The following is a 12,899-nucleotide window of genomic DNA, read 5'->3' on the forward strand; positions in this document are numbered from 1 at the left end:
GTGCACATCATGGCGCACGGACGTGACGTCCGCGACGGCGGTCCGACCGGGAGGCACGGCGCGGCCCTCGCCGTCGGCACGCGTCGCGCGGGCGGCCGGCTCGGTGCGGCCCGCATCCGTCGCGCGTGCGGCCGGCACGTCGTCGCCGGCGTCCGTCGCGCCGGTGGCCGGCCCGGTACCGCCCGCGGTCACGGACGCGGGCGGTTCAGCACCGGCCGCACGAACAGCCCGATCAGCCACGAGAACACCGCGAGCACGAAGGCACCGACGATGCCCCAGCCGAAGGACTCGACCTCGAGCCCGAAGCCGATCGCGTCCGAGATCCCGGCGACGATGAGCAGCAGCACGGCGTTCACGATCAGTGAGATCAGGCCGAGCGTCAGGACGTAGAGCGGGAACGCGACGATCCGGATGATCGTGCCGATGACCGCGTTCACGAGCCCGAACACGAACGCCACGAGCAGGAACGTGAGCACCACGGCGGTGGTGTCCCCGTCGCCGAACGGGGTGACGGTGACGCCGCTCACGATGAGCGTGGTGAGCCAGAGCGCGACGGCGTTGACGACGAGGCGGACGAGGAATCGCATGCCCTCATGATGCCCGTCGCGCCCCGGACGGTCCCCGGTAGCCTGAGCGCGTGACTGACGAGCGCGTGCACATCCGGCCCGAGGTGGCCGTCCTCCCCGCGTACAAGCAGGGGCGTCAGGCAGCGCCCGACGCCTTCAAGCTGTCGAGCAACGAGAACCCGTTCCCGCCGCTGCCGGGCGTCGTCGAGGCCGTGCAGGCGCAGACGGCCTACAACCGCTACCCGGACGCCACCGCCCTGGCCGTCCGCGCCGTGCTCGCGAACCGCGCCGGACTCACCGTCGACGAGGTCCACGTCGCGCCCGGCAGCGTCGCGATCCTGCACGAGCTGGCCCGGGCGACGAGCGGCCCCGGCGACGAGGTCGTCTACGCGTGGCGCTCCTTCGAGGCCTACCCGGGTGTCGTGACGGTCGCCGGTGCCACGAGCGTGCAGGTGCCGAACCGCCCGGACGGCGGCCACGACCTCGACGCCATGGCCGACGCCGTGACCGACCGCACCCGCATGGTCATCGTCTGCTCGCCCAACAACCCGACCGGTCCCGTCGTCACGGGCGCTGAGTTCGAGACGTTCATGGCGCGCGTGCCGTCGACCGTGCTCGTCGTGCTCGACGAGGCCTACGCCGAGTTCGTCACCGAGCCCACCGCGGTCCGTGGCACGCCGCTGCTCGAGCGGTACCCGAACCTCGTCGTCCTCCGCACGTTCTCCAAGGCGTACGGGCTCGCGGGCCTGCGCGTCGGGTACGCGTTCGGTCCGGCGTACGTGCTCGACGCCGTCCGTGCCTGCGCGATCCCGTTGTCGGTGACGGCACAGGGCCAGGCGGCGGCGCTCGCGAGCCTGGAGCGCGAGACCGAGCTGCTCGACCGCGTCGCCGAGCTCGCGGCGAGCCGTGACCGCATCGTCGCCGCGCTGCGCGGCCAGGGCTGGGACGTCCCGGACGCCCAGGGCAACTTCGTCTGGCTGCCGACCGGGGAGCTGACGGCCCACGCGGCCGAGCGCTTCGAGGCCGCCGGCATCATCGTGCGGGCCTTCGGGAACGAGGGCATCCGGGTGTCGATCGGGGAGCACGAGGCTGTGGAAACGCTCCTCGAAACGGCGGGGTCGCTTGTGGGGGACCTCCAGGCGGCCCGGTAGGCCCTGGCGTTACGCTGACCGACATGTCATTCCACGCCGCGGCCCCCGCGACGGCCACCGTCCGGATCCTCGACCCCGAGGGCCGGTTCGTGGAGACCGACGAGAACGCCGAGTACGCCGCCGTCGCGCGGACGATCCCGGACGAGACCCTGCTGGCGATGCACCGCCGCATGGTGCTCACGCGTCGGTTCGACCACGCGGGCCACAACCTCCAGCGCACCGGTCAGCTCGGCCTCTGGGTCCCGAGCCACGGACAGGAGGCCGCGCAGGTCGGCTCCGTCTTCGCCCTCCGCGCACAGGACCACGTCTTCCCGTCGTACCGCGAGCACGCCGTCACGATGCACCGCGGTGTCGAGCCGATGGAGATCATCGCGATGTACCGCGGCCAGACGCACGGCGGCTGGGACCCGGACGAGCGCGGCAACACGCACATCTCGACGCTGGTGATCGGGTCGCAGACGCTGCACGCGACGGGCTACGCGCTCGGTCAGCAGCTCGACGGCGACGTGGGCACCGGTGACCCCGACCGCGACGCCTGCACCATCGTCTACTTCGGTGACGGCGCGACCAGCCAGGGCGACGTGAACGAGGCGTACGTCTTCGCCGCGTCGACGAAGGCCCCCGTCGTCTTCTTCCTGCAGAACAACCACTGGGCGATCTCGGTGCCGGTGTCGGTGCAGTCGCCGACCCCGCTCGTCGACCGCCCGCGCGGCTTCGGGATCCCGAGCGTCCGCGTCGACGGCAACGACGTCCTGGCGTCGTACACGGCGTCCCTCGTCGCGACCGACCACGCCCGCTCCGGGCAGGGGCCGGCGTTCGTCGAGGCCGAGACCTACCGCATCGGTGCGCACACGAGCTCCGACGACCCGACCCGCTACCGCCTCGACGACGAGCTCACTTCGTGGGTGGAGCGCGACCCGATCGCCCGTTCGGCCGCGTACCTGCGCAGCCGCGGCGTCACCGACGAGCAGCTCGCGCGCTTCGACGAGGAGGGCGAGGACATCGCCGCCGACGTCCGACGGGCGACCGTGGCCCTGACCCCGCCGTCGGTGGACGTCATGTTCGACAACGTGTACCGCGAGCCGCACCCGGTCACCACCGCGCAGAAGGCCTGGCTCGAGCAGTACGAGGCCGGGTACGAAGGGGGCTCCCACTGATGAGCACGACCGAGCAGCTCTTCGACTACACGCTCCGCGCCCACCCCGGTGCGGGCGAGGTCCCCAGCGAGCCCGTGCAGACCCTGCCGATGGCCAAGGCGCTCAACGCCGGCCTCGCCGCCGCGATGGCCGCGGACGACAAGGTCCTGCTCATGGGCGAGGACATCGGCCAGCTGGGCGGCGTCTTCCGCATCACCGAGGGCCTGCAGGAGCGGTTCGGTGCCGAGCGCGTCCGTGACACCCCGCTCGCCGAGGCCGGCATCATCGGCACCGCGATCGGCCTGGCACTGCGCGGCTACCGTCCGGTGGTCGAGATCCAGTTCGACGGCTTCGTCTGGCCGGGCTTCGACCAGATCACCTCGCAGCTCGCCAAGATGCAGAACCGCCTGCCGCAGCACATGTCGCTGCCGGTCGTCATCCGCATCCCCTACGGCGGGCACATCGGCGCCGTGGAGCACCACCAGGAGTCCCCGGAGGCGTACTTCGCGCACACCCCGGGCCTGCGCGTGGTGAGCCCGAGCACGCCGAACGACGCGTACTGGATGATCCAGGAGGCGATTGCGTCGAAGGACCCGGTCGTGTTCCTTGAGCCGAAGTCCCGCTACTGGCCGAAGGGCGAGGTCGACCTCGTCGACGGCCACGTCCCGATGCACACCACGCGCGTCGCCCGGACCGGCACCGAGGTCACCCTCGTCGGCCACGGCGCGATGGTGGCGACCCTCATGCAGGCTGCGGACATCGCCGAGGCCGAGGGCACCAGCTGCGAGGTCATCGACCTCCGCTCCATCTCGCCGATCGACTGGGAGCCGCTGCTGACCTCGGTCCGCAAGACCGGCCGGGTGGTCATCGCGCAGGAGGCCTCCGGCTTCGTCAGCGTCGGCAGCGAGATCGCCGCGACCGTCGCGGAGCAGTGCTTCTACACGATGCAGGCGCCGCCGATCCGGGTCTCCGGGTTCGACGTCCCCTTCCCGGTGTCGAAGCTCGAACACCTCCACCTGCCGGACGCGGACCGTGTCCTCGAGGCCGTCGACCGCGCCCTCGCATACTGACCGAGCCGACCAGAACGTTCGAAGGAGCCGCAGTGCCCGCCGCCGAATTCCCCCTGCCCGACGTGGGCGAAGGCCTGACCGAGGCCGAGATCGTGCAGTGGCGCGTCGCGATCGGGGACGAGGTCGCCGTCGACCAGGTCCTGGTCGAGATCGAGACCGCGAAGTCGCTCGTCGAGCTGCCGTCGCCGTTCGCCGGGACCGTCACCGGGCTGCTCGTCTCCGAGGGTGACACCGTCGAGGTCGGCAAGCCGATCATCCGGGTCGACTCGGACGTGCAGGTCGCGTCGACGTCCGCCCAGCCGGGAGGCCCGTCCACCGTCGCCGACAGCGTCCCGGCCTCGCCGGACGTCGCCGTCACCCCGCCTGCCGCAGCGGCCGCTCCGGCTCCCGTCGCGCAGACGCCGCCGGCGCCCGTGCAGCAGGCCCCCGCGCAGCAGACCCCGCCGGCACCGGCCGCGCCCGCAGCGGCAGCTGCTGCTCCGCAGCCGCGACACGCGGCTCCGTCGCAGCCGGTCGCGGACCACGCGACCGTCGTCGGCTCCGACGAGTCGTCCGGCGCCGTCCTGGTCGGCTACGGCTCCGCGACCACGTCCCCGTCCCGCCGGAAGCCGGGCGCCCGCCGGGCCGCAGCGCTCGCCGCCGAGGCGAGCCGTGCCTCCAGTGCGGACGCCGTCGCCGCGGCCGAGGCCGCCTCGGACCCGGGCGAGGACAGCATCTCGCAGGCCGTCGGCGAGCAGGGCTCCCGACCGCGCAAGGCCGTCGTGTCGGGCATCGTCCTGGCGAAGCCGCCGATCCGGAAGCTCGCGAAGGACCTGGACGTCGACCTGACCGAGGTCGTGCCGACGGGTCTCGCCGGCGAGGTCACGCGCGACGACGTCATCCGGCACGCGAAGCAGGCCGGCGTCTTCCGCAACATCGAGACGCCCGAATGGGGCGACGTCCGCCGCGAGACCATCCCGGTCAAGGGCGTGCGGAAGGCCATCGCGAAGGCGATGACCACGTCGAAGTTCACGGCGCCGCACGTGTCCCTGTTCGTCGACGTCGACGCGACCCGCACCATGGAGTTCGTCAAGCGCCTGAAGTCCTCGCCGACGTTCGCCGGCGTCAAGGTCTCGCCGCTGCTCGTCTTCGCCAAGGCGGTCATCTGGGCCGTCCGTCGGAACCGGTCGGTGAACTCGACCTGGACCGACCAGGAGATCATCGTCCACCACTTCGTGAACCTCGGCATCGCCGCGGCGACCCCGCGTGGGCTCATCGTGCCGAACATCAAGGACGCGCAGGACATGTCCCTGTTCGAGCTCGCGAAGGCGCTCGAGGACCTGACGCTCACCGCCCGCGACGGCAAGACCACGCCGCAGCAGATGGCGGACGGCACCGTGACGATCACGAACATCGGTGTCTTCGGCATGGACACCGGGACCCCGATCCTCAACCCGGGCGAGGTCGCCATCGTCGCGATGGGCACGATCAAGCCGAAGCCGTGGGTCGTCGACGGCGAGGTCCGCTCGCGCATGGTGACCACGATCGGTGCCTCGTTCGACCACCGGGTCGTCGACGGCGACGTGGCCTCGCGCTTCGTGCACGACATCGCTTCGGTGCTCGAGGAGCCGGCGCTGCTGCTCGACTGACGCCTGCACGCCCGTCACCGGTCCGGCCCCGGGCTGCGCGAAGCCGCAGTCCGGGGCCGGATCGCGCGGACGTCGCGTGGTGTCCACCCACTTGTCGGGGGTCGGGGTGATGATCGGACCATGGCCCACCAGCTCCTGACCCCACAGCAGGAGATCCGGACGGATCGCCTGGTGCTGACACCGCTCACGCCCGCCGACATCGACGACGTGCACGCGGTGTTCTCCGACGCGCGGACCTGGGGACACCTGCCCTCCGGGCGGCACACCGACCGTGCGACGACGGTCGACCTCGTGCAGCGCAAGATCGGCGGTCGGGCCCGGTACGGCCTCGGTTCGTGGACGGTCCGCACGACGGACGGAGCGTTCGTCGGGGTCGGCGGCGTCGACATGACGACGGCGGGGGTCTGGAACCTCGGCTACCGGTTGGCTCCCGCGGCCTGGGGGAACGGGTACGCCGGCGAGCTCGCGCGCGCAGCCGTGGCCGAAGCGCACCGCGCAGCTCCCTGCGCGCCGGTGACCGGCCGGGTGCTGACGAACAACCCGGCGTCGGCCGCTGTGCTGCGGAAGGTGGGGCTGTCGCTCGTCTGGCAGGGGTCGGCGTCGGTCGCTGCTCCGGACGGCGTGCTCGGTCAGGTGTGGACCGACCGCGAACTCACCGACGACCAGTTCGCCTGGCTCGTCCGCAACGCCTGAGGGGCGGACGGCGCCGAGGAGCGGGCCTGCTCAGGGTCCGCCTCGATGGTCCCGAGCATCCCGGAGGGCGATCACGCGTGCCGCGCGCCGTGTGACCGACGGCGCGTGCGTCGCGATGAGGACCGCGGCGCCCGCGGCCGCGAACGACTCGAGCCGGTCGAGCACCAGCGCAGCGTTGTCGGCATCCAGCGCGCTGGTCGGCTCGTCGGCGAGGATGACGGACGGCTGCTTGACGAGGAGCCTCGCGAGCGCGACGCGCTGTTGCTCGCCGCCGCTCAACTCATGGGCGCGCGCCGTCGAGCGGCCGCCGAGTCCGACCTGTTCGAGCGCCGCGGCGGTCGAGAGGCCCCGACGACGGCCGCGTCCGGTCGGTCGGGCGAGGTCGACGTTCGCCCCCACGGTTGCATCGTGGACCAGCCCGAAGTCCTGGAACAGGTAGCCGATGTGGTCCCGTCGGAGCAGGCGCGCGCGGCGTGCACTCCGTCCCGCGTCCACACCGCCGATGCTGATCGTCCCGGAGTCGACCCGGTCGATGTGGCCGACGCAGTCGAGCAGCGTCGACTTGCCGCAGCCGCTGGGGCCCGTGAGCGCCACGACCTCGCCGGCGGCGACCGAGAAGGTGAGGTCCTCCCAGAGCGTGTGACCGCCCCGCTGCTTGCTGATCCCTCGTGCCTCGATCATCGCGCCTCGTCTCCTCGTGATCGGTCGGTCTCGCGCGCCGTGCCGAGGACGATGGACGTGCTCAGGATCGACACGACCACCGCGGCCGTGACCGCGAGCAGGGCCGACGGGCTCGCGGCCTGCGTCAGTGGGTCCAGCACCGAGATCTGCCCCGCATCGCCCAGCCGGAGCCGGGACCACGCCACTCCGGCTGCCAGTGCTGCGAGGACGACCGACACGACCTCGACGGTCAGCAGGTCGCCGTCGGCACGGACGGGGTGGACGCCCGCGACGGTCTTGGCGAACCGGGCACGGCCGTGCCGTCGACGATGGGCCGACGTGGCGAGCGCGGCGAGTACGACCGCCACGACGGCAGCGCTGACGACCGCAGCAGCCTGGGCGACGACCGTCCGTCGGGCACCGCGTGCGGTCTCCGCTGCCGCCTGTCCGACGTCCACCACGGCACTGATCTCCGAGCCGACCCCGGCAGCGTGGATCGCCCGCTCCGCGCGCGCACGGTCGCGGAACGCGACGTCGCCGGTCGACAGCCACGAGCCGAGCTGGTCCGCCGAGAACATCGTGGCCGGCGTCGGGACGACCACCAGGACGGCGTCGTCGAGCCAGCCCCGCACCGAGCCGCCGTCCGGGTAGGTCCAGAGCTCCGGCGTACCGAGGCGCCCGACGGTGATGTCCCTGCGGGCCGCATCGGGCGCATCGCGGAGGTCCCAGTCGGTGAGCGACCGGACCAGTGCGTCCGGATCGAGCCAGCTGTGCTCGGGGATCCAGACGGTCGGTCTCGACCCGGCGCGGATGCGGGTGCCGTCTGCCGCGCGGACGTCCTGGAGCCGGAGGTACTCGGCGTCGACGAAGAGCGCGGGCACCCCGGCGTTGCCCAAACCGGTCGAGACCTCCTTGACCGCGCTGAGCAGAGCGTCGTGGTCCTGCAGCGCCCCACCGGCGAACCGGCCGAGCCGGTCCCAGTACGCCTGCGACTCGATCGGTCGGGGGTCCGGCGTGATCCACAGCTGCACGGCCGTCCCCGCCGCTCGGAGGTCCCGTTCGGTGCCGGACGTCCTCGCCACGATCTCGGCGCCGACGAGACCGCTCACTGCGGAGACGAGCAGCAGGGTCGCCACGAGACGGGCGGCGTGGGCGAGGCCGACGACACCGCCCGGCGGCCGTGCCCCACGCAGCGCGTCGACCAGGGGCCGTCGGCAGGCGAGGAGGACGCCCGTCGCGTGCGCGAGCACCACCGGCGTGAGCAGCGCGGCGCCGAGCACCGCGGTCGCAGCGACGAGTGCCGGCCACTGCGCTGCGCCGTTCATGATCCAGATGCCGACGCCGGCGAGTGGCGCGCCGACGAGCGCGACCGTCGCGCTCGTCCGCAGTGCACCGAGCTCCTGCCGCAGGATCCGCGCCGTGCTGTGTCCGTGCAGTCGCCGGACCGCGCAGCGCCGTGGGGAGCCGACCGTCGCGACCAGGCACGCGGTCGTCGCTCCGAGCACCAGGACGCCGACCAGGCCCGGGACGCCGTCGACCGTCGCGCCGATCCCGAGCCGGCCCAGGAGCGGGGTCGACTCGGTCCGGGCTCCGTACCCGGCCGAGGCGAAGGCGCGGACCAGGTCGCGCCGGGCGGCCTCGTCCCCGAACAGTTCGTACGTCCCTGCCGGGTCCACGCGATCGAGGTCGGACATCGGCCGGACCCGGGACGACATCGTGCGGGAGAAGTCCGGGTAGCCGTCACGGAGCCACTGCTCGCCGATCGTCCCCGGAGCATCGGTCACGAGTGCCGCCCTGCGTCCGATCGGGTCAGCGCGGTCGGCGACCATCCGGACGACGGTCGCGTGGTGTTCTCGGGCGACGCGGGCGATCGCTCCGGCGATGACCCGGTTCGACTGCGCCGCGCCGTCCAGGGAGACGGTGACCGACGACGTCGAGCCGACCACGCCGGACTCGTCCGTCACGGCCAGTCCGACGAAGGCGAGCACGAAGGCGAGCACCGGCGGGATCGCGTAGGCGAGCCGCAGCACGCGGGATCGCATGCCGTCCTCTCGAGCCTGACCGGATCAGCAGTTGTGGTAGTACGCCTGGTTCCCGCTGGGCTTCTTCGGCGTCGCCGCGTAGGCGTACCGACCACCTGCGACACCGGTGACGCGCTTCGTCTTCTTGCCGACCGCCGTGGCGCCGTGGCACCGCTTCTCACGGAAGTAGTTCGACCACACGTCCCCGCCGCTGACGCCCCACTGCCAGAAGCTCCCGCCCCCGCCGTCACTCCGCTGCTGGCCCGAGGTCCGGTGCTCGCCCGTCGTCCCGATGCCGGAGTCCGGGAGGACGACCCCACCCGCCTCGGGACCGTGCCCCAGGACCTCGGTCGGGCTGGCGACCGCCGCTGTCGCCGTCCCGCCGAGGACCAGACCGATCGTCACGGCGAGCCCGAGCAGGACCTGCTTCCCCGTGTCCCGTGTCGTCCCGTGTTCCATGTCGTCGTCCTTCCGTTCGTCTGACGTGTCCCCACAGCGTTGCGCGAGGGTGGTACTGACGTCAAACATCGGATGTACGATATTCAGTTTTGTGATCGAAGTTCCGCCACGGACAACGCATCCGCGAACGGCCCGACGTACGTCCGGAACGACCACTGCACGGTGTTCCAGTCGTGACCGCTGCCCGGCGCTGATCCGACCTCGACCCGGGCCCCTGCCTCCCGCGCGGCCGCACCGAGCTCCCGTGCGTTCTCGCTGAACTCCCGGTCGGACGACCCGGCGGTCAGCCAGAGGGCGTGGCCGTCCAGCCCGTGCTCCCGCATCTGTGCGATCGGTGCCGCCGCCTGCCAGGCCGCCACGGATCCGCCGAACGCCTGGTCGGCGCTGTGCTGCGGGCCCTGGTCGATCGGCTGGAGCTCGCTCGACACCGCCAGCGCCGCACCGAAGGCGGACGGGTGCCCGGTGAGGAACTGCATCGTGCACGTGCCGCCCTGCGAGAACCCGGTCAGCCCCCAGGCCTTCCGGTCGGTCGTCGCGGGCAGGTTCGCGTGGATCCAGGTCGGCACGTCCTGCGTCACGTAGGTCGCGACGTTCCCGAGCCGGGAGTCGACGCACATCGTGTTCCTCCCCGGCGCGGAGAGCTGGTCGACGCTCACGACGATGGGCGCCCGACCGTCGTGCGCGCGGGCGTAGGCGTCCAGGGACTCCGCCAGACGACCGGCGGTGAACAGGTCCCCGGGCGCACCCGGCTGCCCCGAGAAGGCGATGACGACGGGCAGTGGTCGCGGGTCCCGCACCAGGGCCGCCGGCGGCAGCCAGACGACGGCCGGCCGCGCGTCGAAGTGCGAGCGCGTGCCGGGGATGGTCGCGGTCCGGACGATCCCGGCGGTGGGCATCGTGTCGAGGGGAGCGGCGTCACGGTCGTAGGCGGGCCACGGGTCGCTCTGCACGACGGTGCCGAGCGTCGGGTACTTGGCGAACTCGACGTTGATGCCGAGCGCGGGCACGACGAGCGCCGCCGGCACCAGGACGATCGCGAGCGCGCGACGCCATCCGCCGCCCTGCACCAGACCGGTGACCGCGAGGGCGAGTGCCGCGCCGGCGAAGGCGCTCCACATCTGCGTGATCGGGCTCAGCGCGACGCCGAACAGGTCGACGACCTGCGTGGTGAACCAGCAGGCGGCGAGCACGACGAGCGCGGCAGCGGCAGCGATGCCGGCGCGGAGGGCCGCTCGGCGCCAGGCCTGCCGCGACCGCCACTGCCGCACGGCGGGCAGCAGGACGGCGGTCGCGAGCACGGCGAACGCCAGGTCGGCCGGCACGAGCTTGTTCGGTGCCTGCAGCTGCGTCGCGAGCAGCCACTCGGAGGGGCTCACGAGCGGGCGGCCGGCTGCTCAGCCGCCGGGGCGACGTGCGCCTGGCGGAGCGCCCACAGGTGCTTGGGACGGAGCCCGGGCACGTACGCGCTGGTGAGCGCTCGCGCCACCCGGGGCGCCTGCAGCGCGCTCGGGACGACGAGCCAGAGCGGCTCGTGGCGCGCGCCGAACTTCTCCTTGAAGCGCTGCAGCGACCGGAAGCCGTAGACGGGCTCGAGCGCCCGGGCGAGGAGCGCCGACCCGCGGGCCACCCAGGACCCGGCGTCGGTGTGCGGTGCGAGCGGCGTGCCGGAGAGGCTGATCGTGGTGAGGCCGGCCTCGCGGGCGCGCAGGGCGGTCCGGGCGATCAGGAACTCCATCACCCCGGGCATCCCGTCCTCGCCGCGCCGCATGACGTCGAGCGTGTACCCGGTCAGGGCACCGTGCTCGTACACGGGCAGCCAGCTCGTCACCGCGGTCACCCGACCCTCGGCGGTCACGGCGAGCAGCAGTCGGACGTCCGGGTCCTCGAGCTCGCGGAACCCACCGAGCGTGAAGCCCATCTCCGGCAGCCGACGGTCGGCTGCCCAGCGGGTGCAGATCGCCTCGACCTGCGCGCGCTGGTCGGCGTCGAGGGCGGCGAGCGTGGTCCACTCGTCGCGGAGCCCTTCGCGGTCGGCACGGTTGGACGCGGTGCGCAGGTCCTGGCGCTTCTTGCCGCGCAGGTCGAACGTCGTCACGTCGAGCACGGACTCCACGCCCACGGGGAAGGACGCCCACCCCTCGGCCGCGAGGATCGCCCGCACCGGCTCGTGCACGCTCGTGAACGCGGGGGTCCAGCCGTTCCGCTCGCAGGCGCGGGCGAACGCGGCGACCACCTCGGCCCGGTCCGCGGCGGCGCACGCCGGGTCCGACACGGTCAGGGCGACGTCGCCGTGCACGCGGTAGGCGACGGCACCGAGTCCGTCCGGGTGCGTCCAGGTCGCGTTGCCCCGCCAGGTGCCCATGTGCCCGAGCGTGCCCGCGTCCCCCTCGCGGAGCATGCCGAGGTAGTCCTCGCCGCAGGTCGGCGTCGCACGGAAGCGAGCGCGCACCAGCTGGCCGCGGAGCGCCACGATCGCCAGGAGCACGGCGGCGGGGACGGCCCAGGCCCCGAGCAGCGTGACCTGCCACTCGACCTCGTCGGTCGTCAGACCCTGCCACTGCACGAAGCCGTCCTGCAGCGGTTCGATGAGGAACACGTCGGCGAGCACGGCGGACAGCGTCACCAGCAGGCCCGCCGCCAGGACGAGCCCGGTGCGACGGCCGCGCTGGACGAGCCAGGCGGCCCCGACCAGGAGCACCCCGACGAGCACGGTCGCCCGGTCGCTCATGGCATCGGCGAACGGCGACAGGACGCCGTCCGGCTCCGGCACGACGAGCGTCACCAGGGTGCCCGCGCCGAGGGCGACGAGCGTCGCGACGACGACCGAGCGCGGGTGGGTGACGACGGTCCGGTCGGTGCGCGGCGCGGTCGGTGCCGGCCGGGAGGCGCGGCGCACCACGAGCGCTCCGGCGGCGGTCCCGAACAGGGTCGCCAGGGCACGCGCGGTGTCGGAGCCGTGGCCGGCGAACAGCACCAGGGTGAGCACGACCGTCCACAGGACGGCGCGGACACGACGACGGCGGGCCGGCGGCATCCTGGCGGAGGCCGCGGCGAGCAGGGCGGTCGCGACGGCGGACGGGGCGAACAGCGGCTCACCCGCGGCGGCCTCCGCGTGCGCCTCGCCCATCGCCGACCCGACCGTCACCGCCAGGAAGGTGACGCCGACGGCCGCGAGCGGGGCGCCCACGCCGACCAGGACGGTGCGCAGCGACCCGAGCGTGCGTTCCGCGAGCACCGTGACGGCCACGACGACCGCGAGGGCTGCCCAGGCGACCGGCGGGTGGTGCGGGAAGTCCGGCTCGGCGTGCGCGACGCGTGCCGTGACGGCGAGCAGGACGGAGGCGACGCCGACGCCCACGGAGACGGGGTGTCGACGGATGCTGGCGACGAGCGCTGACTGGACCACGCTGCCATCACAGCCGACCCTGCCGGGTCGGTGCATCGGGCGGTGGCGTGAACACGGGTGGCCGATCGGCCACCGACCGTCCCTCGGAGGGCTGGTCACCCGTCGTCCG

General features: G+C 73.2%; 11 protein-coding genes. 5 read left to right on the forward strand and 6 right to left on the reverse strand.

Annotation, left to right across the window (positions count from 1 at the left end; all coding sequences use genetic code 11):
• Window positions 1-188: 188 nt before the first annotated feature.
• The gene (locus Q9R28_RS07610) at window positions 189-587 is read right to left on the reverse strand and encodes a phage holin family protein (RefSeq protein ID WP_066651768.1); all 399 of its coding nucleotides are present in this window, start codon (window positions 585-587) and stop codon (window positions 189-191) included.
• A 50-nt stretch (window positions 588-637) separates the two neighbouring features.
• Between Q9R28_RS07610 and Q9R28_RS07615 the strand changes: the two genes are divergently transcribed.
• From Q9R28_RS07615 to Q9R28_RS07635, 5 genes are all read left to right on the forward strand, one after another.
• Window positions 638-1,717 (forward strand): histidinol-phosphate transaminase, encoded by a 1,080-nt coding sequence (locus Q9R28_RS07615; protein WP_066657644.1) that lies wholly within the window; start codon window positions 638-640, stop codon window positions 1,715-1,717.
• A 23-nt stretch (window positions 1,718-1,740) separates the two neighbouring features.
• Window positions 1,741-2,874 (forward strand): thiamine pyrophosphate-dependent enzyme, encoded by a 1,134-nt coding sequence (locus tag Q9R28_RS07620; protein ID WP_066651770.1) that lies wholly within the window; start codon window positions 1,741-1,743, stop codon window positions 2,872-2,874.
• Window positions 2,875-2,963: 89 nt separating this feature from the next.
• A complete protein-coding gene (locus tag Q9R28_RS07625; RefSeq protein WP_066657646.1) occupies window positions 2,964-3,923 on the forward strand; it encodes an alpha-ketoacid dehydrogenase subunit beta in 960 nt (319 codons plus the stop codon).
• 32 nt (window positions 3,924-3,955) lie between these two features.
• A complete protein-coding gene (locus Q9R28_RS07630) occupies window positions 3,956-5,551 on the forward strand; it encodes a dihydrolipoamide acetyltransferase family protein (RefSeq protein ID WP_311205805.1) in 1,596 nt (531 codons plus the stop codon).
• A gap of 120 nt (window positions 5,552-5,671) precedes the next feature.
• Window positions 5,672-6,244, forward strand: a complete 573-nt coding sequence (locus Q9R28_RS07635; RefSeq protein WP_066651778.1) for a GNAT family N-acetyltransferase — start codon at window positions 5,672-5,674, stop codon at window positions 6,242-6,244.
• Between the two features lie 30 nt (window positions 6,245-6,274).
• On the opposite strand, the gene Q9R28_RS07640 is transcribed toward Q9R28_RS07635, so the two are convergent.
• The 5 genes from Q9R28_RS07640 to Q9R28_RS07660 all read right to left on the reverse strand — a co-directional run bounded on the left by Q9R28_RS07640 (window position 6,275) and on the right by Q9R28_RS07660 (window position 12,790).
• The gene (locus Q9R28_RS07640) at window positions 6,275-6,925 is read right to left on the reverse strand and encodes an ATP-binding cassette domain-containing protein (protein WP_311205806.1); all 651 of its coding nucleotides are present in this window, start codon (window positions 6,923-6,925) and stop codon (window positions 6,275-6,277) included.
• The gene (locus tag Q9R28_RS07645; RefSeq protein WP_311205807.1) at window positions 6,922-8,946 is read right to left on the reverse strand and encodes a hypothetical protein; all 2,025 of its coding nucleotides are present in this window, start codon (window positions 8,944-8,946) and stop codon (window positions 6,922-6,924) included. The genes Q9R28_RS07640 and Q9R28_RS07645 overlap by 4 nt, the downstream gene beginning before the upstream one ends.
• Before the next feature lie 24 nt (window positions 8,947-8,970).
• Window positions 8,971-9,384: a lactococcin 972 family bacteriocin gene (locus Q9R28_RS07650; RefSeq protein ID WP_271826750.1), complete on the reverse strand. Its 414-nt coding sequence runs from the start codon at window positions 9,382-9,384 to the stop codon at window positions 8,971-8,973.
• Between the two features lie 83 nt (window positions 9,385-9,467).
• Complete coding sequence (locus tag Q9R28_RS07655) at window positions 9,468-10,760, reverse strand: alpha/beta hydrolase-fold protein (RefSeq protein ID WP_311205808.1); 1,293 nt, start codon at window positions 10,758-10,760, stop codon at window positions 9,468-9,470.
• Window positions 10,757-12,790 (reverse strand): DUF2156 domain-containing protein, encoded by a 2,034-nt coding sequence (locus tag Q9R28_RS07660; RefSeq protein WP_311205809.1) that lies wholly within the window; start codon window positions 12,788-12,790, stop codon window positions 10,757-10,759. The genes Q9R28_RS07655 and Q9R28_RS07660 overlap by 4 nt, the downstream gene beginning before the upstream one ends.
• Window positions 12,791-12,899 lie beyond the last annotated feature (109 nt).

It is taken from the genome of Curtobacterium sp. BRD11, assembly GCF_031844345.1.
GTDB lineage: Bacteria > Actinomycetota > Actinomycetes > Actinomycetales > Microbacteriaceae > Curtobacterium.

Coding starts and splice junctions, on each gene's coding strand:
- Q9R28_RS07610 (WP_066651768.1), bottom strand. CDS start 587: ATGCGATTCCTCGTCCGCCTCGTCGTCAACGCCGTCGCGCTCTGGCTC.
- Q9R28_RS07620 (WP_066651770.1), top strand. CDS start 1,741: ATGTCATTCCACGCCGCGGCCCCCGCGACGGCCACCGTCCGGATCCTC.
- Q9R28_RS07625 (WP_066657646.1), top strand. CDS start 2,964: ATGGCCAAGGCGCTCAACGCCGGCCTCGCCGCCGCGATGGCCGCGGAC.
- Q9R28_RS07635 (WP_066651778.1), top strand. CDS start 5,672: ATGGCCCACCAGCTCCTGACCCCACAGCAGGAGATCCGGACGGATCGC.
- Q9R28_RS07640 (WP_311205806.1), bottom strand. CDS start 6,925: ATGATCGAGGCACGAGGGATCAGCAAGCAGCGGGGCGGTCACACGCTC.
- Q9R28_RS07645 (WP_311205807.1), bottom strand. CDS start 8,946: ATGCGATCCCGCGTGCTGCGGCTCGCCTACGCGATCCCGCCGGTGCTC.
- Q9R28_RS07650 (WP_271826750.1), bottom strand. CDS start 9,384: ATGGAACACGGGACGACACGGGACACGGGGAAGCAGGTCCTGCTCGGG.